Raw genomic sequence first — 22,074 nt, 5'->3', positions numbered from 1 at the left:
TGATCGGCCATGCCCGGAATGATCAATCCACAATGGACAGAAGAATGCGGCCGGAACCGGACAGCCGCTTCAGCCGACAGCGTCGCCCGGAAGCCAGCCGCATTCCGCCGCCCGGAATCCGAGTTCGAACCGGCTTCGCGCCCCGACCCTGGCCATGAGCACGTTCACGTACCGCCGAACGGTTCTCGCGGACACGCCGAGCCGGTTCGCGACCGCGTCGTCGGTCAACCCGTCGACGAGGCAGCGCAGGATCGCCTGTTCGAACTCGTCCGGCCTTGCCGACGTCAGTTCCCAGGGGGTCGCCTCCGCCCAGCGCGGATCGAAGGAGTCGGCGAGTGCGGAGATCAACGTCGGCGTGGTCACCATGAGCAAGCCCTTGGCGCCGCCACCACCCGAAGGGACCAGCGCCAGTCTGCGGTCTATCAAAAGGGATTCTTCGATCGCCCGATCGGTAACCTTGACGCGGAGCCCGTGCCGCACCGCCTCGGTGATCTCACCGCGGGCGTGTTCCGCCGGTGTCGTGCACAGTAGCCGCACGCGGACGTGCGGTGGGAAGGCACCGCGGCGCGCGGCCTCGGTGACGGTCCCGCCAAACCACGGCGAACCACCGGTCGCGGTGGTCAGCACTTCACGCCTTGCGGTGGAAACCAGGTCGAGTACGGTGGACAGGCTCGCCCCGTCGGTCGGGTTCAGAGCGGATGACGCAGACACTGACCTTGCCCCCCGGCGTGCTCGTCGTAGACGGTCTTGCTTTGTTTTCCCGCCAGTTGAATTGCTGTTCCGAAGCATGCGGAGAGCCGGTATAAATTTGGTATGGACCACTGAATCGGGAAGTCGCGGCCACTTCGCGATTATTCCCGGAGAAGTGAGCGGGGGGTCTATGGAGTTCACGATTCTCGGGTCGCTCGGCGTCCGCGACAAAAATGTCGAACTGGATCTGGGCGCGCCGAAAGTCCGTCGTCTGCTCGCGCTGCTGCTCAATCGCGCGGGTGAAGTGGTTTCGGTGAGTGCGCTGGTCGACGGCCTGTGGGCGGGCCGCCCGCCACGCACCGCGACGAAGAACCTCCAGCTTTACGTGCTCCAGCTCCGCCGCGCGCTGGCGGATCCGGAGCGCGTGGTGCACCGCAGCCCCGGCTACCTGCTGGTGGTGCGTCCTGGCGAATTGGACGTGCGGCGATTCGAAGACCTCGCTGATCAGGTCCGCGTGGCGCACGAACGGGGGGACGCGGTCGTCGCCGGCGGTCTCGCGCGGCAGGCGCTCGCGATGTGGCAGGGCCAGCCGTTCGCCGGGCTGGCGGACAGCAGCAGCGCACTCCAGGTCGAGGCGGACCGTTTGGCGGAACGACGGCTGGTCCTGCTGGCCCAGCGCTTCGACGCCGATCTGGCGCTCGGCAGGCACGCCGACGTCGTCGCGGAACTCGCCGAACTGGTCGCGGAACATCCGCTGCGGGAACATTTCCAGGCCCAGCTCATGCTCGCGCTCTACCGGTCGCGGCGCCAGGCCGAGGCACTCAAGGTCTACCGCCGGGCACGGGCCCTGCTCACCGGCGAACTCGGTCTCGAACCGGGCGTGGAGCTGACCGCGCTCGCACAGGCCATTCTGCGCACCGACCCGGCACTCGACCTGCCCGCCGCCGAACCACCGGTCTCCACCGGGCCGCGGCAGCTGCCCGCCGCGGTGCCGACGTTCACCGGCCGTACCGGGCAGCTGCGGCGGATCGACGCACTGGTCGCCGGCGGCGCGCCGGTGGTGGTGCTCAGCGGTACCGCGGGCGTGGGGAAGACCGCGCTGGCACTGCAATGGGCGCACGGCGCACTCAACCGGTTCCCCGACGGCCAGCTCTACTTGAACATGTACGGCTACGCGCGGTCGGCCGCGGTGACGGCGGCCGAAGCGCTGGTCAGGCTGCTGCGCTCACTCGGCGTCCCACCCGAACGGATACCGGTGGATCCCGACGAACTGGCCGCGCTCTACCGCTCCGAGCTCGCGGGCAAGCGGATGCTCGTGGTGCTCGACAACGTCGGCACGGCCGAGCAGGTGCGGCCGCTGCTGCCCGGCCGTCCCGGCAGTCTCGTCGTGGTGACCGGCAGGCAGGAACTGCCGGGGCTGGTCGCCCTGCACGACGCCGGCGCCGTCCGGCTGGACCTGTTGAGCGAGGACGAGGGCCTCACCCTGCTCGCCAGGATCGCCGGCACGCAGCGGGTCAAGGAGGAGCGCTCGGCGGCGGCGAAGCTGGTCCGGTTGTGCGCCGGCCTGCCGCTCGCGTTGCGGATCGCGGCCGCGGACATCGGCACCGGCCGGGACCGGCCCATCGGCGCCGTCGCCGACGGCCTCCTGCGGGCCGACCGCCTTGACCGGCTCGGGATCGACAGCGATCCGTCGACGGCGGTCCGCGCCGCGTTCGCGCTCTCGTACCGGCGGCTCAGCCCGGCCGCCCGCGGCTTGTTCCGGTCGCTCGGCGTGGTCCGGGTGCCGGATTTCACCACGCGGACGATCGAGGTGCTCGGCGGGCGTGACCAGGCGAGCACGTCACGGGCCCTCGCCGAACTGGAGCGCGCCCACCTGATCGCCCGGGGTGCCGACGGCCGGTACCAAACCCATGACCTGCTCCGGCTGTACGCGACCGAACGCGCGCGAGCCGAGGACGACGCGGGCGAACGTGACGCGGCGCGGCGACGGCTGTTCGGCTGGTATCTCGCGACGGTGACCGCCGCGGCCGCGCGCATCACGCCGCAGATCCTCCGGCTTCGGGAGGCCGCCGAATTCGGCGAGACCGGCGTCGTCTTCGATGACGACGCCAAAGCACTGGAGTGGCTCGAAGCGGAACGTGCCGATCTCGTGGCCATCGTCCACGACGCCGCCGCGCAGGGCCCGCACCGGGTGGTGTGGCTGCTGGCGGACGCCCTTCGCGGGTTCTTCTGGCTCAGGAGGCATTCCGTGGACTGGATCGCCGTCGCGAGAGCGGGACTGGCCGCGGCCGTCGTGGACGGTGCCTCGCGCGGCAGGATCGCCGCCCTGCAGAGCCTCGCGCAGGTGTCGCGCGCTCTGGGCGACTACACGGCCGCCATCAAGCACTACACCAGGGCACTGGAGCTGGCGGCCGCCGAACGGTGGCCGGAGGCGGAAGCCGCCGCACGCGGCAATCTCGCCGGGGTCCACTGGGAGCTGGGTGCCCTCGACGAGGCTGTCGCCGAACTCGACCGCGCGATCGAGCTGAACAGCCGGATGGGCTGGGAGGCGGGGCTTTCGGCCAATCTGCACAACATCGGGACGCTGCTGCGGGAACTGGGCAAGCCGAGGGAAGCCGCCCAGCGGCTGGCCGAGGCCCTCGCACTCGCCGAACGTACCGGCAATCGCACCGGCGCCGCACACGTGCATACGACACTCGGCGAGGTGTACCTCGACCTCGGCAGGTTGACCGAGGCGCGGGAGTCGCTGTCGAAAGGCGTTTCCCTGCACCGGGAGAACGGCGGTCGCTACGGCGAGACGACCGCGCTGGGCACACTGGCCGCGTTATGCGCCGAGACCGGGGAATTCGCTGAAGCGGCCGAGCACGCGGAGGCGATGCTGGAACTGGCACGGGAGACGGGTGATCGCCGGGCGGAGGCGAACGCGCTCGCGGCGCTGGCCGAACTCGGCGGGCGAACCGAACTGTCCGCGACCCCCGAAATACTGGCCGGGCAGGCGGTCGAACTCGCCCACGAGATCCACTACACCCGCGCGGAGATAGTCAGCCTGCTGGCACTGGCCGAGGTGTGCCGTCGTGGCGGACGGCTCGACGACGCCGTCACCCACGCCGGCGCGGCCGCGGAACTGGCCGCACGGCGGGATTTCCGGCTGCTCGCGGCCCGTGCGCAGACGGTGCTGGCCTGCGCCCGGCTGGGCCTCGGTGACCGGGCGCGGGCGGCCGAATGCGCCGAGCGGGCGCTGACCCTGCATCGCGGCACCGGCAACCGGATCGGCGAGGGACACGCGCTCGCCGTCCTCGGCGAGGTCACCGTGAAACGGGATCCCGTTGCCGGAAAAGGACTTCTGCGGAAGGCACACGCCATCCTCGCCGACTGCGGTTCGGTCGAACGGTTCCGGGTGGCGAACCTGCTCGCCACCTGAGTGGTTGGTTAAGGACTTCTGAAACCGACCACTGAGGTCAGGCCGTTCCCAGCGCGACCGCGATGACGAGCCCCCGGTCGCAGGAGATGGAGACGTCCACCCGGTCGATGCCGAGTTCTTTGGCACGTTCGGCCGCGACGCCGCGCAGCTCCACCGACGCCGTGCCCGAGCCGTGACACCGGATCACGATCCGGTCGGGTGGAACCGGTCCGGACAGGCAGGTCCTGAGCACCTTCAGCACCGCCTCCTTCGCGGCGAACCGGCAGGCGAGACACGCGCTGTCCGCCGTCGCGAGGTCGTCGATCTCCTCTTGCGAGAAAAGGAACTTCAGGAACCAGCCGCGCCGTGCGAGCAGGTCGAGTTCGGCCACGCGCAGCGTGTCCACTCCGACGAGCGTGGTCATACGTTCCCGGTCCCTTCGCAACTCGCTCCGGCCGTCCGGTCGAGTGGGTCGTGTTCTCTTGAGGGGGACTGTCGTGCGGGACTGGGTGGATTTCGGATCATCCAACGCGTCAAAATCCACACGGTCACCGGATGCGGTCCGGTATCGAGGCACCGAATCGCCACTCTCGAGCACCCTATGCCGCCACCGCGCCGGGAAACCAGGGTGCTGGCCGGAGTCGGCCAGACCGCCGTGGATGGTTGAACAGCGTGGATTCCTTGCCGTAGCGTCGAATTCAGCCCGGAAGAACGGAGAACACCGTCGTGGTCAGCGAAATCAGTGACATCATCGACGCGGACGAACGGTTTCGCGGTCTGCTCGACCGCCTCTCGTCGAAGTCGATCGACGACTACTACAACCCCTATCAAATGTTCGAATGGCCGGACAGCCTGCCCGAGCGGATGTGGTGGATGAGCCCCGAGCTCACCACCACCCACGGCAGTGAGTTCGCCGCGACACTGAGCGAGGATCAGCTCTTCGCCTTGTCACGCTTCGAAAGCATCAACTTCTACAGCCTCAACGTGCACGGGATCCGCGAGTTGCTCATCGAGGTCGTCGCGCGTATCCATACGGCGGGCTTCGAGACGCCGTCGGAGTTCTTCCACCACTTCATCGGTGAGGAGAACGAGCATATGTGGTTCTTCGCCGAGTTCTGCCTGCGGTACGGCAAGAAGATCTACCGCGCGCCGGCCGCGGGCGTCACCATCCCACCCGCGTCCTCGGCCAAAGTGGAGAGTCTGCTGGTGTTCGCGAGGATCCTGATCTTCGAGGAACTGGTCGACCACTACAACTCGCAGATGGCGCGGGACGAGCGGCTGCACGAGACGATCCGCGCCATCAACCGTATCCACCACCAGGACGAGTCGCGGCATATCGCGTTCGGCCGGGAACTGGTGGAGCATCTGTACGGGGATCTCAAAAAGACGGCGACCGAAGAGGAACTGGCCGAGGTCTCGGCCTATCTCCGCCGCTACCTCTCCTACAGTTTCGAGTCGCTGTACAACCCACAGGCCTATCGCGACGCCGGCATCGAGAACCCACTGGAACTCCGGCGCGCGCTGCTCGACGCGCCCACCCGGCCGGAAACCGAGAAACAGGTGTTCCGCAAGACCTTGAAGTACCTGGAGCGAACGGGGATCCTGCGATGACCCGCACCACCGGAGTGGACGGCGAGGAGGCGCTCGCGATCCTCGGACCGGACGAGACGGCCCTCGTCCAGGAACTCGACCGGACCTTCCGCGACTGGGCCGGTGCCGCCGGGGCGCGGGAAATCAGCCCGCCGCCGCTGTATCCTGTCTCCGATCTGGAGAAGTTCGACGTCTACGCGAACTTCCCGCATTTGGCGTTCGTGGCCGGGCCGCTGGACCTGTCCGCCGGTGAGGGAAAGCCCGTCGACGGGCGGTTCGCCGGCGGCGACCTGCGGGACGGCCGCTACGGTCTGCCGCACGCGACCTGTTATGGGGCTTACCTTTTCTACGAGGGCACGCGGGTCTCCGAAGCGGAGACGGTGACGCTCGTCAACCGCTGCTTCCGCAGTGAAGACCACTACAGCGGACTGCGGCGGCTGGCGAGCTTCCAGATGCGGGAGATCGTCGCGCTCGGCTCGTTCGAGCATACCCAGGAAGTGGTTTCCCGCTTCACCGAACGAATTCTCGCGTTCTCCGGCGAGCTCGGACTCGGACTGGAGAAGGAGGCCGCGATCGACCCGTTCTTCCAGAACGACGGCGCCCGCGCCCTCCTGCAGCGGCTGAGCCCGGTCAAATACGAGTTCCAGCACGGAACCCTCGCCATCGCTTCGGTCAACACCCACCGGAACTTCTTCGGCGAACGGTGCGACATCCGGTTCGGCGACGGCAAGGAGTTCGCGTACACCAGTTGCGTGGCGTTCGGCCTGGAGCGCTGGCTCGCCGTGCTGACCGAGGTACACCACGGTGACCTCCAGGCGGCATTGGCCGCCGTGCGGTCGGCGACCGGCCGGGCCGGGTGAGGAGTGCCCGCGAGACGGATCGGTATCGACGTCGTCCCGCTCAGCCGGGTACGTGAACTCGTCGGCCAGGACACGGAACCCGCGCTGCGGCGCATGCTCTCACCCGCCGAACTGCTGAGTTCGTCCACTCCGGACGGTCCGGACCTTGCCGGGATCGCGGGACGGCTGGCCGCCAAGGAAGCGGTGTTCAAACTCTTCCATGTCGGCGGGCAGCCCGTGCCGTGGCTTTCGACCGAAGTGCTCAAGAGCGAAGGCGGCTGGCCGATCGTCCGGCTCACCGGGCGGGCCGCGCGGCTCGCCGAGGAAGCCGGGCTCGGCGAGATCGAAATCAGCATCACCCACGACGACGCGTACGCCATCGCGGTCGCGGTGTCCGCCGCGGACTAAGTGGTCGGTTTCGGAAGTCCTTCGGGTCTCGACGGCCCAGCGGAAACCTGGATCCGCCGATACCCACGAAGGACTTCCGAAACCAACCACTAAGACGGAACCAACCCACCAAGATCACCCCGAAGGAGAAGACATGCCCGCCCCTGGTATCGAAAAGGTCAGTGACTGGATTCTCGGCAGGCATCCGGAACGCGGCGAGCTGACGTTCGAGGAGGATCTGATCGAGAGCAGGCTGGTCGACTCGCTGTCGTTCGTCGAACTGGTCTACGTGATCGAGGACGCGAGCGGTGCCGAGGTCGATTTCGACAATATCGACATCGCGGACTTCAAGACCCTGTCGGCCATCGAGAAGGCGTTCTTCGCCAGGGCGGGAGTCCACTGATGCACGCCGTTTCCTATACCGCGCAGTGGATGGCGGCGGCCCGCTCGCTCGAATCCGAACGCGACGACGCGTTGTTCACCGACCCGCTGGCGAGCGCACTCGCGGCACCGGACGGGTTCCGGCTGATCGAGCGGTACGCCGGTGGCGGGCTGCTGCCCTTCATCAGTATCCGGACCAGGTTCCTCGACGACGCGATCGGCGAACTGCGGTCGGATCCCGGTATCCGGCAGGTCGTGCTGATCGCGGCCGGGATGGACACCAGGGCGTTCCGGCTGGAATGGCCGGAAGACACCGTCGTCTTCGAGGTGGATCACGAGCCGTTGCTGGTGGAGAAGCAGCGGCGGCTGACCGAACTGGGTGCGGAGCCGCGGGTCGATCGCCGGGTGGTCCCCGCCGATCTGACCGGGGAATGGCTGCCGGAACTGGAAAAGGTGGGCTTCGACCCGACCCGCCCGACGTTGTGGGTTGCCGAGGCACTGACCTTCTTCCTGACCGAGGAGCAGGCGGGTGGCCTGCTGGAGACGCTGGGTTCGGTGTCGGCATCGGGAAGCCGACTGGCGCTCGACATCCTCGGCCGCGCCCTGCTGCGCAGCCCGTTCTCGAAGCCGTTCCTCGACCGGCTGGCCGACGACGGGACGCCGTGGATCTTCGGCACCGACAAACCGGAGGAGTTCCTGCTGGCCCACGGCTGGAAGGTCGACGAGATCAAGGAGCCAGGCCAGCCCGGCGCGGGTGAGGGTCGCTGGCCGTACGAGGTCCAGCCACCGGAACGACGCGGTGCCAACCGGCTCTGGCTGCTGCGGGCCGAGTATTTGGAGGGCTGATGGGCGCGACCACGCTGGAACGCGTCGAATCGTTCGTACCCGAGCGCAGCGTCCGCATCGAAGAGCTCGGCGAGCACCTCGGGCTGCGTCGTCCGGAACTCGGCGTCTTCCGGAAGTTCTACGGGCTCGACACGCTCCGGTTCGATCCCGGGATGGACCTGTTCGACCTGTTGCTGCCCGCGGCGAAGCGGGCACTGGCGGCGTTGCCTGCCGGTCGCCGGATCGACCGGCTGGTGTTCGCGCATACGACCCAGGCGCTCGCGCCGGCCGACGTCGACATCGCACAGGAGCTCGTCAAGCGGCTGGGCCTGGTGGACGTCGAGGCGTTCGCGTTGTCCCATCAGGCGTGCGTGAGCAGTCTCGGCGCCATCGACGTCGCGGCGGAACTGTTGCGGGCGGAGGGTGAAACCGGCGGTTATGCGCTGATGGTGACCGGCGAGCGGGCGTTCTCACCGATCGTGCAGCTGATCCCCAACACCGCGATCATGGCGGACGCGGCTTCGGCGTGCCTGCTGACGGTGGACGGCGACGGTGACGTCGTGCACTCCTTCGTCACGAAGACACTGGGGCAGTACGCCGAATGGCTGGCGCTGACACCGGAGCAGAACACCGAATTCGGCCGGCTCTACGGCTCGCGGCTGGCCGAGGTGATCCTGGAGGCGGTGGCCGAGGCGGGCTACGCGTTCGACGACATCGATCTGGTGATCCCGCACAACGTCAACGCCCTCGCCTGGCGGCAGACGGTGAAGGCACTGGACGCACCGGCGGAGAAGTTCTTCCTGGAGAACATCCCCAAGCTCAGCCACTGCTTCTCGTCGGACGTGTTCCTGAACTACACGACCTTGCGGGAGACCGGCAGGCTCGTCGACGGCGCCCGCTACGTCCTCGTCACGGTCGGCCTCGGCGCGACCTTCGGCGCCATGGTGATCACCCATCGGACGCGGGGGAGCGGGACGTGACGGGCCGCGACGAGGTGGTGTCGGCGATCGGGGACGCGCTCGGCGACGTCCTGGAGCGGGAGGTCACCGGGCTGACCGAGGACATCCGGCTGTTCGACGACCTGCGGCTGGACTCGTCGAAGGTGCTGGAACTGCTGATGCTGGTGGAGATGGCCGTCGGTATCACGGTGGATCCGGACGATCTCGACATCGATCATCTCCGCACGGTCCGGTCGTTCGCCGACTACGTCGAGGCAAGGCAGGCCATCGGGGAAGGAGTGTCATGAACGGCGAACTGGCCCTGCGCGCCGCGAGCGCGGTGATCTCACCGCCGGGGCCCGGGTACCGGGAGGACGCGGCGGTCTCGCGGTTCCTCGCGGATCTCGTCGAACCGTTCGGGTCCAAAGTGGACGAAGAACGCTGGCAGCGCGGTGCACACGTCTCGCATAAGGCGCTGGCCGACCGGCTGCTGGAAGCCGAAGACGTGCGTGCGAGCCGTCCTCAGCTGATCATCGTGACCCACGCGCTGCCGGACGTCCTGCCGTTCACCGCGGTGGCGCCGTATCTGGCGGACCGGCTCGATGCCACGGCGACCACGTTCTCCGTGGCACAGCAGGGATTGGCGGCGCCGTTCACCGCATTGCGCATCGTGTCGGCGTATCAGCGGTCGGGGCGAGTGCGGGAGGCGGTCGTCGCGGTACTGGAGCAGACGACGCTCCCGACCCCGCATCCGCTGGTGGACGACGGCGGGCTGATCGATTCCGGCGTCGCGCTGGTGCTCGGTGCCGGGCCGGGGCCACGCCTGGTGTCGGTGTCTTCCGGCGGTTCGGTGGCCGGGTTGCTCGAACCTCACCGGGAGCCCGGCACGCTCGTGGTCCTCGGCCCCTGGGTCGAGGAAGGCGCCGGGACCGGTGACGACCATCGGGTCGGACCGGGCTCGTACTGCACCAGCGTGTGGCTGGCGCTGGCGGAGAACTGGCAGGTGTGGCAGGAGACCTACCGGAAGGTCGTGCTCTGCGACACCGATCCGCTGACCGGACGCGGTCACACCGCGGCCTTCACCTTCCCGGCGGGGTAGGCCGATGCGGATCGGGGCCGACCTGCTGCATGTCGGCGAGCTGGACCGGTTGCTGGCACGGCCGTGGTTTCGTGCCTACGTCTATGCCGAGTCCGAACTCGCCACCGCGGCCGGATTCGGCCCCGATCGGCGCCGGGAGTTCCTGGCCGGCCGGTTCGCCGCGAAGGAAGCCGTCGCGAAGGCGATCGGCACCGGTTTCGCCGGCGGTGTCGCGCCACGCCAGATCGCCGTCGAACGGGCAGGTTCCGGAGAGGCGCTGGTGGTGCTCACCGGTGCGGCGGCCGAGGGTGCCGCCGCACTCGGGGTGGTGGAGGTCCAGGTGTCGATCACCCATAAGGCCGACCTGGTCCTGGCGGTCGCGCTCGCGCTGCGGGCGTGACACCCGCCGTCCTCACTGGGGCCACACGGGGTCGCGGAGCGCCTCGCCCCCAGTGAGGATCTCCGCGGGCCCGGCGAGACCGGTCACCACGTCGGCGGCGGCCCGCAGGAGGACGCGGGCGATCATCGGGTCGATCGCGCCCGCCAGCTGGGGAACGCTGGTCCGGAACGTCACCCGGTAGGTCACGGAGCTGCCGCCCGGTTCACCGGAGACCGACCACGATCCGCCGAAGGACACGAAGTCGCCGTCGGTCTGTTCGAAGCCGAGGTGGCGCGGGCCGATTTCGGCCGACTGGGTCCAGCGGGCGACACCCTCCCGAAACGCGAGCACGTACTTGTGGAGGTCTTTCCCGGCCGCTTCCACGGCGAGGATGTCCGCGGAGAAGTCGGGGAAGCGCTCCTGTTCGCGAAGGAGTCCGAAGACCTCGTCCGGGGGCCGGGTGGTGGACAGGGTGATCGCGTATTCCGTCATTTCCGGCCTCCGACGATGTTGACGCCTTGCAGCCTGGTCGTCCGCAGCATCAAGTAGTTGGCTTCGCCGAACGTGCCGCCGGTCAGGCCGGTGCCGCCGTGGGTCGGCAGGAACGGCCGGAACGCGGAATGCGAGTCGTTGATGTTGACGACACCGCAGTTCGTGACCTCGGCGGCGATCTTCCGCACCACCCGCTCGTCCCGCGCCCAGAAGGAATTCCGCAGCCCGTAGGCGTTTTCGCCGACGAACCGCAGTACGTCGTCGAGCATCGCGTCGTCGTTGTCGCCGGGTTCCGGGACGACCACGGGCACCAACGGCGAAAAGGTCTCCTCGCGGACGGCGCGGGTTTCCCGGGCGGTCCGGAGCCCGTCCACGCGAAGTACCGCCGGTTCGACGAACAGCCCGGTGTCGGACGGCTTGCCGTCGACTTCGAGCCGTCGCCCGCCATGCAGGAGCCGGGCGCCCTTGCCGACGGCGTCGGCGATGTCGGCGAAATGGGCCTCGGCCATCAGCACCGGCGTGAGCACGGTGTCCGGGTCGTCGGGGTAACCGGGTTTGGTCCGCGCGGCCACGTCGGTGAGCCGGTCGAGCAGTTCGTCCGCGATGGCGGGATGGGCGACGACCTGGTTGGGGATGTTGCAGATCTGCCCGGATTGGCGGAAGTTCTCGGTGATGGACGCCACGGCACTGTCGAGGTCGGCGTCACGCCACACCACACAGCAGTCGTTGCCCGCCAATTCGAGGATCGGCTTCTTGCCTGCCGTGACCGCGGCCCGTTCGAAGTCGAATCCCTTGGCGCTGCCGCCGACGTAGACGATGTCGTCGACGTGCGGACTGTCCAGCCAGAGACCGGTCATCGGCGGTCCACAAAGGATATTGAGGACGCCGGGTGGCGCGCCCGCCTCTTCCAGTACGGGAACGACCACCTCGCGGAGCGTATGCGTGGTCGCCAGCGGGACACCGCGGGGCGCGCGGACCACGACCGCGTTTCCCGCGATCAACGCGGTGACCCCGAAGAGCGCGTTGGGTGTCGACGCGTTCTGCGGCGGGTTCACGCAGACGACGCCGTCGGGTACGCGGCGGACCGTCGCGTGCCGGTTGTCCGTATGCCGCGACGACTCCATCTGCCCGGCACACCAGTTCAGCGTCTCCGCGCTGAAGTCGGCGTACCAGTACTCGTCGAGCGTCGGACCCGCGAGTGCCCGCGGCTGCCCTTCGGCCACCAGCAGATCGACGAGGTCGTCACGCTTTTCCCGCAGCCGCTCCCCGATCCGGACACCCACCGCGACCCGGTCGCGCAGTGGGACGCGGGCCCAGTCTGGCGCGGCCCGCGCCGCCGCTTCCACGGCCCGGTGCGCCATCGCGTCGTCCGCCAGCGCACAGGCACCCACGACGGACGGGCCCGCCGAACGCGGATCGGCCCGCCCGGTGTCGAGGTCGCGTTTCAGTGCCAGCGCGCCGAAAGTGTCCTCCAGGACGGCTCTGGCGGTGACGGTGTGCACGTAGCGGCCCTCGGGATGTTCGACGTCCTCGCCGCCGATGTAGGCCGGATACCTCAGGATCTCGCTCATCGCCGTGTCACCTCTTCCTCGCGGGTCCCGACCGTCGCCTCGGCGATGGCCGCCGCCTGGCTTCGGATCTCGGGGACCGCGGTGCTTTCGAATTCTTCGCCCCGGCGAAGCGCGCCGAGGGTGTAGATACGCCCGTCGTGCCCGCCGAGGACACGCCCGTCCCGGCCGGTGGCCATCCCCAGCCCGACCTGATCGGGCCGGGCGGTGCCGTCGGTGAACAGCCGACGCAGCAGCGGGTCGCCGTCGCCGGTCCGGAAACCGGTGGCGTTGACCAGCCAGCCGACCGGGATCTCCCGGTGGCCCGCCGGGGTCGCGAGACCGACGTCGAATCCCGCCGCGGTGGGCCGCACCCGCTCGACCCGGCCGCGATGGAGCCGAAGCCGTCCGGAACGCAGCAGTTCCCGCGTCCGGTGGTGGGTCGCCGGGGCGGCGCGATGGCGGTGCACGTCCCAGAACCGGTTGACCCGGTCCAGGAACCGCCGCCGTTCGCCGGGTTCGAGCTGGCGCCACAGGCGCGCGGTGTGTGGGCGCAGCCTGTCGACGAACTCGCGCCAGTGCTCCGGCTCCTGTGCCAGGCAACGACGGGCGTACCCGAGCAGGTCGCGTACCGAACCCGCGCGTTCCGGCGGCTCCGGTACGGACGCGACCTCCGGCGGCGGCCCGCTCCGGTGCGGCCGGGGCAGCAGGCCATGCCGCGACACGGCGTGCACCACCGTGTCCGGATGCGTGCGGGTGACCGAAACGGCGATGTCCATCATGGACAGTCCGGTGCCGAGGACCAGCACCGGCGACCCGTCGGCGGCCGCTGCCGGGCCGGGGCCCCGCCACGGGTCGGCCACGTAGCGGTCCGACCCGGCGGGGAGCAGGGCCGCCAGCGGGTCACCGTGTCCGGCACCGGGAGCCAGCACGACGGTGTCCGCCAGGATCGGCGCGGGCCCGTCCAATTCGACGGTCACTCCCTCGCCTGGTTTCAGCCCGACGGCGGTCGCGGTGATCCGTTCGACCGTGGCGACGCCGTCGGCCCGTTTCTCTTCGGCCACCAGCGTTTCGGTCAGGTAGCGCCCGTAATCCCCGCGAGGCAGGAAGGTGCCGTCCTCGGCCTCGCGGCCCCGTGCCCGGCTCCAGCGGACGAAGTGGCCGGGATCGTCGTGGAAGGCGCTCATCTTTCCCGCCGGCGTGTTGAGCAGATGCTCGGGATCGGTGGTCCGGTAGGCCAAGCCGGGTCCGAACTCGCCGCCGCGGTCGACGAGGACGAGGTGCAGGCCGCGACCGCGGTCGATCACCGCGCGGAGCAGGTGCACGGCGGCCAGCGCGCCGCTGGCGCCGACCCCGATCACCGCGACTCGCACCGGTTCAGTCATCCCCGGCCCCGGTGGTCACCGCCGAGAGTGCGTCGCCGAGCATCCCGGCGGCCAGCGTGTCACCGTCCCGCGGATCGATCAGCAGGAACGAACCCGTGGCCGCGCAGTCGGTGTACTCGTCCGCGGGCAGTGAATCCGCCACCCGGACCCGGACCTGCCCCATCTCGTTGAGCACCAGCTCCTCCGGAGCGTCCTCTGTGGACAGCTTTTGTTCGTCGAACCGGGAGAGCAGTTCGGGGACGACGCAGGACGTGGTCCGCGTGCCGTGCTTGAGCAGGGCGCGTGCGCCGGGCCGCAGCGGGGTGCCCGCGAGCCAGCAGATCGTCGCGTCGACCTCCTGTGTCACCTCGGGACGGCGGGCTGCTTCCGCGATGAGGTCACCGCGGGAGATGTCGAGGTCGTCGGCCAGCACCAGGGTCACCGGGGTACCGGCCGGGGCCTCGTCGACCCGCCCGTCCGGGGTGTCGACGGCGGCGACGCTGGTCACCGTGCCTTCGGGCAGGACCACCACCTCCTCGCCTGGCCGGATCCGGCCCGCCGCCACCTGGCCCGCGTAACCGCGGTAACCCTGGTCGCCGTCACGCAGCACGTACTGCACGGGCATCCGGAACCCGACGTCGCAGCCGCGCTGGTCCGGGGTGACCTGTTCGAGGTGAGCCAGCAGCGTGGGCCCGTCGTACCACGGCGTCCGGTCCGACGCGGTCACGACGTTGTCCCCGGCCAGCGCGGAAATGGGGATCGTGGTGATCTGCTCTTCGCTGTACCCCAAGGAGATCGCGTGCGCGAGGAACTCCGCGCGGATCGCCTCGTGGACACCCTCGTCGAAGCCGACGAGGTCCAGTTTGTTCACCGCGAGTGTGATGCCGGGGACGCCGAGCATCGCCATCACCGCGAGATGCCGGCGAGTCTGCGGCAGAACACCCATCCGCGCGTCGGTGAGCAGCACCGCGTGATCCGCCGTCGAGGCGCCGGTGACGGTGTTGCGCAGGTACTGCACGTGTCCCGGTGTGTCGGCGAGCACGAAGGTCCGCCCTGGCGTCGCGAAGTAGCGGTACGCGACGTCGATGGTGATGCCTTGTTCGCGTTCCGCCCGCAAACCGTCGACCAGCAGCGACAGGTCGGGATCGGTCAGGCCGCGTTCGGCACTGCTGCGCAGCACCGCGTCGAGCTGGTCGCTGAGCACGGACTTGGTGTCGTAGAGCAGCCTGCCGACGAGCGTCGATTTCCCGTCGTCGACACTGCCCGCGGTCACCAGCCGCAACAGATCGGAAGTCATCAGAAGTAACCCTCCCGTTTGCGGTCTTCCATGGCCGCTTCGGAAATCCGGTCGTCCGCGCGGCTGGCGCCGCGTTCGGTGAGCCTGCTGGCCTTGATCTCGTCGATGATCCCGGCGACGGTGTCCGCCTCGGATTCGACCGCGCCGGTGCAGGAACCGTCGCCGACGGTCCGGTAGCGCACCAGCCGTTCGACCAGTTCCTCGTCGTCCGCCGGGCCGCCCCATGGGCCGGGCGTCAGCCACATGCCGTCGCGTTTGTGCACCTGGCGGCGATGGGCGAAGTACAGGCCGGGCAGCCCGATCCCCAGCTGTTCGATGTAGCGCCAGACGTCCAGTTCGGTCCAGTTGGAGATGGGGAAGACCCGGACGTGCTCACCGGATTTGTGCCTGCCGTTGTAGAGGTTCCACAGTTCGACACGCTGGCGTTTGGGGTCCCAGCGGCCGAAGGAGTCACGGATGCTGAAGACCCGCTCCTTCGCCCGTGACCGCTCCTCGTCGCGGCGGCCTCCGCCGATCACGGCGTCGAACCCCTGATCCGCGATGGTGTCCAGCAGCGGCACGGTCTGCAGTGGGTTGCGCAGCCCGTCCGGGCGTTCCTGGACGGCGTCCGAGTCGATCCAGTCCTGGACAGCCGCGACGTGTAACCGCAGGCCGTACTGCTCGACGAGTTCGTCGCGGAAGGTCAGTACCTCGGGGAAGTTGTGCCCGGTGTCGACGTGGACGAGGGTGAAGGGCGGGGTGATCGGGGCGAAGGCGCGGATCGCCAGGTGGACCAGCACCGTGGAATCCTTGCCGCCGGAGAACAGCAGCGCGGGCCGGTCGAATTCGCCGGCGACCTCGCGCAGGACGTGGATCGCCTCGGCCTCCAGCGCGGCGATCCCGGCCCCGACCCGGTCCGTGGTGGGCGCGCTCATCGGAGAATCGCCTCCTGCTGCTCTCGTTCGCATCGATCCAAGGCCCGCTCGATCATCCGCAGGCCCTCTTCGACGTCGCAGTCGGACGTGTCGACGCGGACTTCGGGGCTCGACGGCGCTTCGTAGATGTCGCTGAAGCCGGTGAGCCCGGCGACCTCGCCGCGTTCCGCCTTGGCGTACAAGCCCTTGACGTCACGCTGCACGCAGACGTCGATGGGGGCGTGGACATGGACTTCGACGAAGTTCAGGCCCCGGCCCTCGTGTTCGGCACGGACCTCGGCCCGCGCGGTCCGGAACGGGGCGATCACCGAGACCACGACGAGCACGTCCTGGGACGCGAGCATCGAGGCGAGTTTGCCGATCCGCCGGATGTTCTCCATCCGGTCCTCCCGTTCGAAACCGAGTTCGGGGAACAACTCCCGCCGGATGACATCACCGTCGAGATGTTCGACCCGGCGATGGCCGCGATGGCGTTCGGCGAGCTTCTCGCCGAGGGTCGACTTGCCGGAACTGGGTAGTCCGGTCAACCACAGCGTGGTGGTCATGGGACTCCTTCCTTCTCGTAAGGTCGAGGGTCAGGGCGCGTACTCGCGGCCGAGCAACTGCCGGGCGACCACGAGTTTGGTGGCGTTCTCGGTACCGTCGGCGATCTCCTGCCCGACGGCGTCACGCAGGCGGCGGGCCGCCGGGTTGTCCTCGTTCCAGCCGCGGTGGCCGAAGGTGAGCAGTGCCTGATGCGCGGCTTCGACGCCGACCCGGGGCGCCCACCATTTGGCCATATTGGCTTCGGTGCGGTGGTCCAGCCCGGAGTCCTTGCGCCACAAGGCTTCGTACGCGAGCAGCCGGGCGGCGCGTACCCGGGTGGCGTGCTCCACCAAGGGAAACGCCACTCCTTGGTGCTTGCCGATGGGGACGCCGAACGAGGTGCGTTCGCGGGCGAACACCATGGCGTCGGCCAGCGCGGCGTCCGCCGACGCGACGGCGAGGATCGCGATGAGCGCGCGGGAATGGTCGAAACCACGCATGACACCGACGAATCCTTCACCGACCTCGCCGACGACGTCGTCCTTGCCCGCGGGATAGTGGTCGAACTCGATCGTCGCCCGGCCGCCGGCGCGGGCGCCGAGGTCGGAAAGCCGTTCCCGCCGCACCTTCGGGTGATCCAGGGCCAGGTAGAAGGCGGTGACCCCGCGCGCACCGTCGTCACTCGTCCTGGCGAAGACCAGCCCGTGTGTCGCGTGCGCGCCGAGCATGATCGACGTCTTCGTCCCGGTGAGCGCCCAGCCGTCGCCGTCGGGTTCGGCCCGCAGCCCGATCGCGGCGGCGTCGGTGCCATGCTCCGGTTCGGTGAGCACCAGCGCGACGACCGACTCACCGGACGCGACCGGTGGCAGCCATTTCGCCTTCTGCCCGTCGGTGCCGTTGCGGTCGATGATGCCGCCGATCAGTGCCGCGTTGAGCACCGGATAGCAGGCGGTCGCTTCGGCCTTGGCCAGTTCCTCCACGGCGATCCCCACGTCGACGGCGCCGAGTCCGCGGCCGCCGTGGGCTTCCGGGACGCCGAGCCCGGTCAGGCCCGCCCGGCCGAGTTCCTCGAAGAACCCTGGCGGGAACGTCTCTTCCCGGTCGTTGCGGGCGGCGGCGGGGGCGACGCGTTCGGCGGCGAACGCTCGCACCTTCTCGGCAAGCGCCCGTTGTTCGTCGGTGAATGCGAAATCCATGTCGTGCCTTTCAGCCGGTGGCCAGCCGCTCGCGCAGCTTGAACTTCTGGACCTTTCCGCTGGGTGTCTTCGGCAGTGCCTCGGCCTCTTCGAGGCGTTCGGGCCAGTACTGTTTGGCCATGCCGAGGCCGTCGAGGTGCTCACGCAGATCGGGCAGCCGGGGCATCCCGTCGGACGGCACGATCACCGCGCACGCCCGCTCGCCAAGCCGGTCGTCGGGATAGCCGACGACGGCGACGTCCTTGATCGACGGATGCCGCAGCAGTGCCGCCTCCACCTCGACCACCGGGACCTTCTCCCCACCGCGGGAGATGACGTCCTTTTCCCGTCCGGCGATGCGGATCCCGCCGTACCCGTCGTCGCGGGCGAGGTCACCGGTGTCGAACCAGCCGTCATCGGTCACGTTCTCGGCGTAGACCTCGGGACGGCGGAAGTAGCCGAGGCACTGGGTCGCGCCACGGACCTGCAGGTGCCCGGTCTCGCCGTCGGGAACCACCTTGCCTTCGTCGTCGACGACGCGGATCTCCATCCCCGGCATCGCGGAGCCGTCGCTTTCGGCTGCCCGCATGGGTGGATCCTCAGGCCGGGTGATCGTGGGCGCCCCGTTTTCGGTCATCCCCCACAACGCGTACAGCCGGCAACCCAGTACATCGCGGGCCTGCTCGACGAGCACCGGCGGGATCGGCGCGCTGCCGGTGGCGAAGGTCCTCAACGCGGACAGATCACGCCGCCGCGCCCGCTGGCGATCGATCAGATCGACCAGGAACGGGGGAGCACCCATGAAGAAGGTGACCTTCTCCTCCTCCAGTATCCGCAGCATCTCCTCCGCGTCCCAGTTGTCGATCTGCACCCCGGTGGCGCCCAGCAGCAGCGGCATGGTGAAGTTCCACGTCCATCCGGCGTTGTGCGTGGTGGGCGAGCCCATCGCGGTGACCTCGTCACCGCTCAGGCCCAGCGCGTCGATCTGCATCCGGTTGGTGGCGTGCAGCGTGTTGTGGCTGTGCAGCACGCCTTTCGGCTCACCGGTGGTGCCGGAGGTGAACATCAGGTAGGCGATGTCGTCCGGCCCCGCACCGCGGCCCTCGATGTCGCCGGTGATCGCGCCCGCGGTCCCGGGCTCACCCAGCAACGCGGTGTCGAAGTCCAGCGCGCCTTCGAGCCCGGCGGAATCCGGCGGCTCGCCGAGCGCACCCACGAGGACACGGTGCTTGATCGTCGGCGTGGTTTCGGCGACTTCCGCGCTCAGCTTGGCGTGCGAGAAGTTCCGGTGCCGCACCGGTCCAATGTAGACCGGGCTTTCGGTGAGGCCGGTCATGAACGCCAGTTCGCGGCGGCGCATGATCGGCAGCACCGGACCCGCGACGGCACCGATCCTGGTGCACGCCAAAGTGGTCGCGATCAGCTGCCAGGAATTGGGCAACTGCATGGTGACGACGTCGCCGTGTCCGACGCCCAGCCCCGCGAGCCCGGCGGCGATCCGCTCGACGCGGCGCTCGAGTTCGCCGTAGGTCAGGGTTTCCGTCGCGCCACCGTCGGTGTGCCGGATGACGACCGCGCGGCGATCGGGATGTTCGCGGGCCGCGCGGCGCAGATCGTCGAGGAGGGTTTCCCCGGCACGCCACCAGCCTTCGGCGATGTACTGCTCGGACATGATGCCTCCCTTCAGACGACCGCGCGGGTGTTGCCACCGTCGGCGAGCAGCAGCGTGCCCGTGACGAACGCGGCCTGCCTGCTGGCCAGGAACGCCGCCAGCGCGCCGAAATCACCGGGATCGCCGACCTTGTGCATCGGCACCTCGGCGGCCGCGGCGCTCGGATCGGCGCCGGACGGGCCGCGCAGGGCGGGTGTGTCGTGATAGCCGGGGGCGAGGACGTTGACCGTCACCCCGCTGTCACCGAAGGCGTGCACCAGATTCCGCGCGTAGCCGAGCAGGCCGAGCCGCGCGATACCGGAGAGCGCGTTGTGCGGCATCGGCTGCCGGACCGATTCGGACGTGATCATCAGTACCCGGCCCCAGCCGCCGCGTTTGAGATGCGGGGTGGCCGCGTTGATCAGCGTGACATGCGGGATGAACGCGGTGTCGAACGCCCGCCGGAAGTCCTCGACGCCGAATCCTTCGACCGGGCCCTGGTCCACCCCGCCGGTGTGGCCGACGACGACGTCGATCCCGCCGAACTCGATCGCGGTGTCGGCGACCCAGCGTTCGACGGCGGCGACGTCGCTCATGTCCGCGACCTGGCTGTGCACCCGGCCGCCGCCGATCGCCTCCAGTTTCCCGTGTGCTTCGGCGAGCCTTCCGGCGTCGCGGGCGCAGATCGAGACGTCCGCGCCCTCGGCGGCCAGTGCTTCGGCCACGCCGAAGCCCAGCCCGCTGCTCGCGCAGGCGACCATCGCGACCTTGCCGTCCAGTCCGAGTTCCATCAGTTCTCCTCTCCGGCGCGGACGCCGTAGCCGTAGCGGAGCAGTTGCGGCCCCGCGGCGACCGTGGTCAGCGCCTTCGGTTTCCAGTCCAGTTCTCGATGCCACCGGCGGTCGGCCCGGATGGGCACCCGGCCGTGGCGGAACCGGTCGGGATTGCCGGTGACGGTGTGGTTGACCCCCAGTTCGACGGTCCCGTCCGGGTCCACCGGGTTCGTCCCGCCGATACCGGCGAACCGCATCACCTCGCCGATGACCTCGCGGGGACTCTCGGCGAAGTCCTCGTGCCGGATCCGGAGGTACCGGTCACGACCGGCGGCGGCGAGCAGATCGGACGCCGCGTTGACCGCCGTCCAGTAGCCGGTGCTGCGTGCGGCACTCATCCGCGTGACGTAGTCCTTGTCCTTGCGATAGGAGAACGCCGTCGCGCGGGCGTCACGGACCACATGCAGGACCCGCAGGTCGAGATCGCGGCGGCCGAGCAGCGCCGCGGCCTCCGCCGGGTACTTCGAACCGTCGACGACGACGTCGGCGTCCGCCGCTTCCGCCGCGGCGCGGTACAGGCCGGTGGTCAGCCCGGTCAGCCACGCCACGTCCGGCGGGCCGGAGCGGACGCCGAGTGCTTCGGCAAGCCGCGCCGGCGTATGCCTCGCCCGGAACCGGGCCGATTGGACGGCGTCGGCGGCGGCCGCCGCGTGCCTGTCGGCGACGACGCCGTCCGTCAGCACCTGTGACCACAGTGGACAGTCGGTGACCGGCTGCCCGCAGCCGCAGCTGGAGTTGGTCCCGGTGCCGAGGATCCCGTTGCGCCACAGGTAGTACAGCTCGCCCGCGTGCAGGGTGCGCTGGGCCTCGCCGAGCACGTTGCCGATCATGGTGCTGCCGCAGCGCAGCATCCCGGTGATGTAGAGCACCTTCATGCCCCGGCGCCTTCCTGCGAGAGCAGGACCAGATGCTGCGGAAGGTGCACGGCCAGCCCCATCCGGCTGCTGGCTTCGAGCAGGTCGCCACCGTCTTCGGCGGCACCACGCCGCAGGGTCAGGGTGGAGATCTCCGGGTCGAGGAACGTCGTGGCGGCGCGGAAATCGCCGAGCAGCACCTGATTCCGCGCGATCATCCGGGTACGGGAGATCCGGATCCCGGCTTCGGCGAGCTTGCCGAGCAGACCCGATTCCACCGCCTGCCAGTACACCGCGTTGTGCGCCACGATGCCGTCGCACGAGCCGCCGGTCTCTTCGACCATCGCGGCCGCGTCGGTGAGCAGGTCCACCGGTTCGCGTTCGGTGCGCGAGACACGCGAACCCGGAAGGCCGACCAGCCCCGGCACCTTGCCGTCGTCACTGCCGTGCAACAGCACCTGGTTCTCGGTGGTGCCGAAACGGACCAGCAGCCGGTAGTCGATGAAGGAGGCCAGCAACCGCGGATGCTCCAGCAGTCCCGGCGGAACCGGCAGCGAGACACCGATGTCGGTCAATTCCGCTTCGCCGAGTGTCGGCTTGAACTGTGCTTCCGGCGAGGTCGCGAACGTCGTCCCGGAGACCTCGCGGCGGTCCCGCTCGGGACGCGGTTCGTGGACGTACCGCGCGTTGCCGTCGCGGATGGTCGCCATCTTCATCAGCTGCCGCACGGTGTAGCGGGGCCGGTCGGCGAACAGCGGGAACGCGGTGGGCAGGTAGGCCCGGAAGCTGACGGTGACGTCTTCACCGCCGGACCCGAGGCTGGCCGCCTGCGCGAATTCCGAACCCGGCGTGCTTTCCGTCATCGCGGGATCGGCGAGCAGCTGGCGCTTCTGCTTGGTCGGTGCTGTGGTCATT

23 protein-coding genes are annotated in these 22,074 nt (G+C 69.4%); 10 read left to right on the top strand and 13 right to left on the bottom strand.

Annotated features, from left to right (window positions below; translation table 11 throughout):
• Positions 1 to 69 precede the first annotated feature (69 nt).
• Positions 70 to 711, bottom strand: coding sequence for a LuxR C-terminal-related transcriptional regulator (locus AB0M65_RS14355; protein ID WP_364026723.1), 642 nt, complete (start codon positions 709 to 711; stop codon positions 70 to 72).
• 169 nt (positions 712 to 880) lie between these two features.
• Here AB0M65_RS14355 and AB0M65_RS14350 point away from each other — a divergent pair, with 169 nt between their 5' ends.
• Positions 881 to 4,111, top strand: a complete 3,231-nt coding sequence (locus AB0M65_RS14350) for a BTAD domain-containing putative transcriptional regulator (protein WP_364026720.1) — start codon at positions 881 to 883, stop codon at positions 4,109 to 4,111.
• Positions 4,112 to 4,148: 37 nt separating this feature from the next.
• On the opposite strand, the gene AB0M65_RS14345 is transcribed toward AB0M65_RS14350, so the two are convergent.
• Positions 4,149 to 4,514: a 4'-phosphopantetheinyl transferase superfamily protein gene (locus tag AB0M65_RS14345; protein ID WP_364026717.1), complete on the bottom strand. Its 366-nt coding sequence runs from the start codon at positions 4,512 to 4,514 to the stop codon at positions 4,149 to 4,151.
• A 302-nt stretch (positions 4,515 to 4,816) separates the two neighbouring features.
• Between AB0M65_RS14345 and AB0M65_RS14340 the strand changes: the two genes are divergently transcribed.
• From AB0M65_RS14340 to AB0M65_RS14300, 9 genes are all read left to right on the top strand, one after another.
• Positions 4,817 to 5,701, top strand: a complete 885-nt coding sequence (locus AB0M65_RS14340) for a diiron oxygenase (RefSeq protein WP_364026714.1) — start codon at positions 4,817 to 4,819, stop codon at positions 5,699 to 5,701.
• The gene (locus AB0M65_RS14335; RefSeq protein WP_364026712.1) at positions 5,698 to 6,540 is read left to right on the top strand and encodes a hypothetical protein; all 843 of its coding nucleotides are present in this window, start codon (positions 5,698 to 5,700) and stop codon (positions 6,538 to 6,540) included. The genes AB0M65_RS14340 and AB0M65_RS14335 overlap by 4 nt, the downstream gene beginning before the upstream one ends.
• 3 nt (positions 6,541 to 6,543) lie before the next feature.
• Positions 6,544 to 6,927: a holo-ACP synthase gene (gene acpS / locus AB0M65_RS14330; protein WP_364026709.1), complete on the top strand. Its 384-nt coding sequence runs from the start codon at positions 6,544 to 6,546 to the stop codon at positions 6,925 to 6,927.
• Positions 6,928 to 7,060: 133 nt separating this feature from the next.
• Positions 7,061 to 7,309, top strand: coding sequence for an acyl carrier protein (locus AB0M65_RS14325; protein WP_364026706.1), 249 nt, complete (start codon positions 7,061 to 7,063; stop codon positions 7,307 to 7,309).
• A complete protein-coding gene (locus tag AB0M65_RS14320) occupies positions 7,309 to 8,133 on the top strand; it encodes an SAM-dependent methyltransferase (protein ID WP_364026703.1) in 825 nt (274 codons plus the stop codon). The genes AB0M65_RS14325 and AB0M65_RS14320 overlap by 1 nt, the downstream gene beginning before the upstream one ends.
• Entirely contained in the window at positions 8,133 to 9,092 is a 960-nt protein-coding gene (locus tag AB0M65_RS14315) for a ketoacyl-ACP synthase III family protein (protein ID WP_364026700.1), read from the top strand. The genes AB0M65_RS14320 and AB0M65_RS14315 overlap by 1 nt, the downstream gene beginning before the upstream one ends.
• Positions 9,089 to 9,358: a phosphopantetheine-binding protein gene (locus tag AB0M65_RS14310; RefSeq protein ID WP_364026697.1), complete on the top strand. Its 270-nt coding sequence runs from the start codon at positions 9,089 to 9,091 to the stop codon at positions 9,356 to 9,358. The genes AB0M65_RS14315 and AB0M65_RS14310 overlap by 4 nt, the downstream gene beginning before the upstream one ends.
• The gene (locus AB0M65_RS14305) at positions 9,355 to 10,149 is read left to right on the top strand and encodes a hypothetical protein (protein ID WP_364026694.1); all 795 of its coding nucleotides are present in this window, start codon (positions 9,355 to 9,357) and stop codon (positions 10,147 to 10,149) included. Before AB0M65_RS14310 ends, AB0M65_RS14305 begins: the two co-directional genes overlap by 4 nt.
• Positions 10,150 to 10,153: 4 nt before the next feature.
• Positions 10,154 to 10,528: a 4'-phosphopantetheinyl transferase superfamily protein gene (locus tag AB0M65_RS14300; RefSeq protein WP_364026691.1), complete on the top strand. Its 375-nt coding sequence runs from the start codon at positions 10,154 to 10,156 to the stop codon at positions 10,526 to 10,528.
• 12 nt (positions 10,529 to 10,540) lie between these two features.
• Here AB0M65_RS14300 and AB0M65_RS14295 read toward each other — a convergent pair whose 3' ends face one another.
• Genes AB0M65_RS14295 through AB0M65_RS14245 form a run of 11 tightly spaced genes read right to left on the bottom strand, consistent with a single transcriptional unit; the run spans position 10,541 to position 22,073 of the window.
• The gene (locus tag AB0M65_RS14295) at positions 10,541 to 10,999 is read right to left on the bottom strand and encodes an SRPBCC family protein (protein ID WP_364026688.1); all 459 of its coding nucleotides are present in this window, start codon (positions 10,997 to 10,999) and stop codon (positions 10,541 to 10,543) included.
• A complete protein-coding gene (locus AB0M65_RS14290) occupies positions 10,996 to 12,570 on the bottom strand; it encodes an aldehyde dehydrogenase family protein (RefSeq protein WP_364026685.1) in 1,575 nt (524 codons plus the stop codon). Before AB0M65_RS14290 ends, AB0M65_RS14295 begins: the two co-directional genes overlap by 4 nt.
• On the bottom strand, positions 12,567 to 13,931 hold the full coding sequence (locus tag AB0M65_RS14285; RefSeq protein ID WP_364026682.1) for an FAD/NAD(P)-binding protein: 1,365 nt from the start codon (positions 13,929 to 13,931) through the stop codon (positions 12,567 to 12,569). The genes AB0M65_RS14290 and AB0M65_RS14285 overlap by 4 nt, the downstream gene beginning before the upstream one ends.
• Positions 13,924 to 15,207, bottom strand: a complete 1,284-nt coding sequence (locus AB0M65_RS14280) for a GTP-binding protein (RefSeq protein WP_364026680.1) — start codon at positions 15,205 to 15,207, stop codon at positions 13,924 to 13,926. The genes AB0M65_RS14285 and AB0M65_RS14280 overlap by 8 nt, the downstream gene beginning before the upstream one ends.
• The gene (gene cysD, locus AB0M65_RS14275) at positions 15,207 to 16,121 is read right to left on the bottom strand and encodes a sulfate adenylyltransferase subunit CysD (protein WP_364026677.1); all 915 of its coding nucleotides are present in this window, start codon (positions 16,119 to 16,121) and stop codon (positions 15,207 to 15,209) included. Before cysD ends, AB0M65_RS14280 begins: the two co-directional genes overlap by 1 nt.
• A complete protein-coding gene (gene cysC, locus AB0M65_RS14270) occupies positions 16,118 to 16,666 on the bottom strand; it encodes an adenylyl-sulfate kinase (RefSeq protein ID WP_364026674.1) in 549 nt (182 codons plus the stop codon). Before cysC ends, cysD begins: the two co-directional genes overlap by 4 nt.
• A 30-nt stretch (positions 16,667 to 16,696) precedes the next feature.
• The gene (locus tag AB0M65_RS14265; RefSeq protein WP_364026671.1) at positions 16,697 to 17,842 is read right to left on the bottom strand and encodes an acyl-CoA dehydrogenase family protein; all 1,146 of its coding nucleotides are present in this window, start codon (positions 17,840 to 17,842) and stop codon (positions 16,697 to 16,699) included.
• Between the two features lie 10 nt (positions 17,843 to 17,852).
• Entirely contained in the window at positions 17,853 to 19,493 is a 1,641-nt protein-coding gene (locus AB0M65_RS14260; RefSeq protein WP_364026668.1) for an AMP-binding protein, read from the bottom strand.
• Between the two features lie 11 nt (positions 19,494 to 19,504).
• Entirely contained in the window at positions 19,505 to 20,263 is a 759-nt protein-coding gene (locus AB0M65_RS14255; RefSeq protein WP_364026665.1) for an SDR family oxidoreductase, read from the bottom strand.
• Positions 20,263 to 21,180: a sulfotransferase gene (locus AB0M65_RS14250; RefSeq protein WP_364026662.1), complete on the bottom strand. Its 918-nt coding sequence runs from the start codon at positions 21,178 to 21,180 to the stop codon at positions 20,263 to 20,265. The genes AB0M65_RS14255 and AB0M65_RS14250 overlap by 1 nt, the downstream gene beginning before the upstream one ends.
• Positions 21,177 to 22,073, bottom strand: coding sequence for a family 3 encapsulin nanocompartment shell protein (locus AB0M65_RS14245; RefSeq protein ID WP_364026659.1), 897 nt, complete (start codon positions 22,071 to 22,073; stop codon positions 21,177 to 21,179). Before AB0M65_RS14245 ends, AB0M65_RS14250 begins: the two co-directional genes overlap by 4 nt.
• Position 22,074: the final 1 nt, after the last annotated feature.

The sequence above is a fragment of the Amycolatopsis sp. NPDC051071 genome (assembly GCF_040682875.1).
Classification (GTDB): domain Bacteria; phylum Actinomycetota; class Actinomycetes; order Mycobacteriales; family Pseudonocardiaceae; genus Amycolatopsis.
Note: the sequence above shows the minus strand (reverse complement) of the source record. Positions and strands in the feature narration are given on the sequence as shown.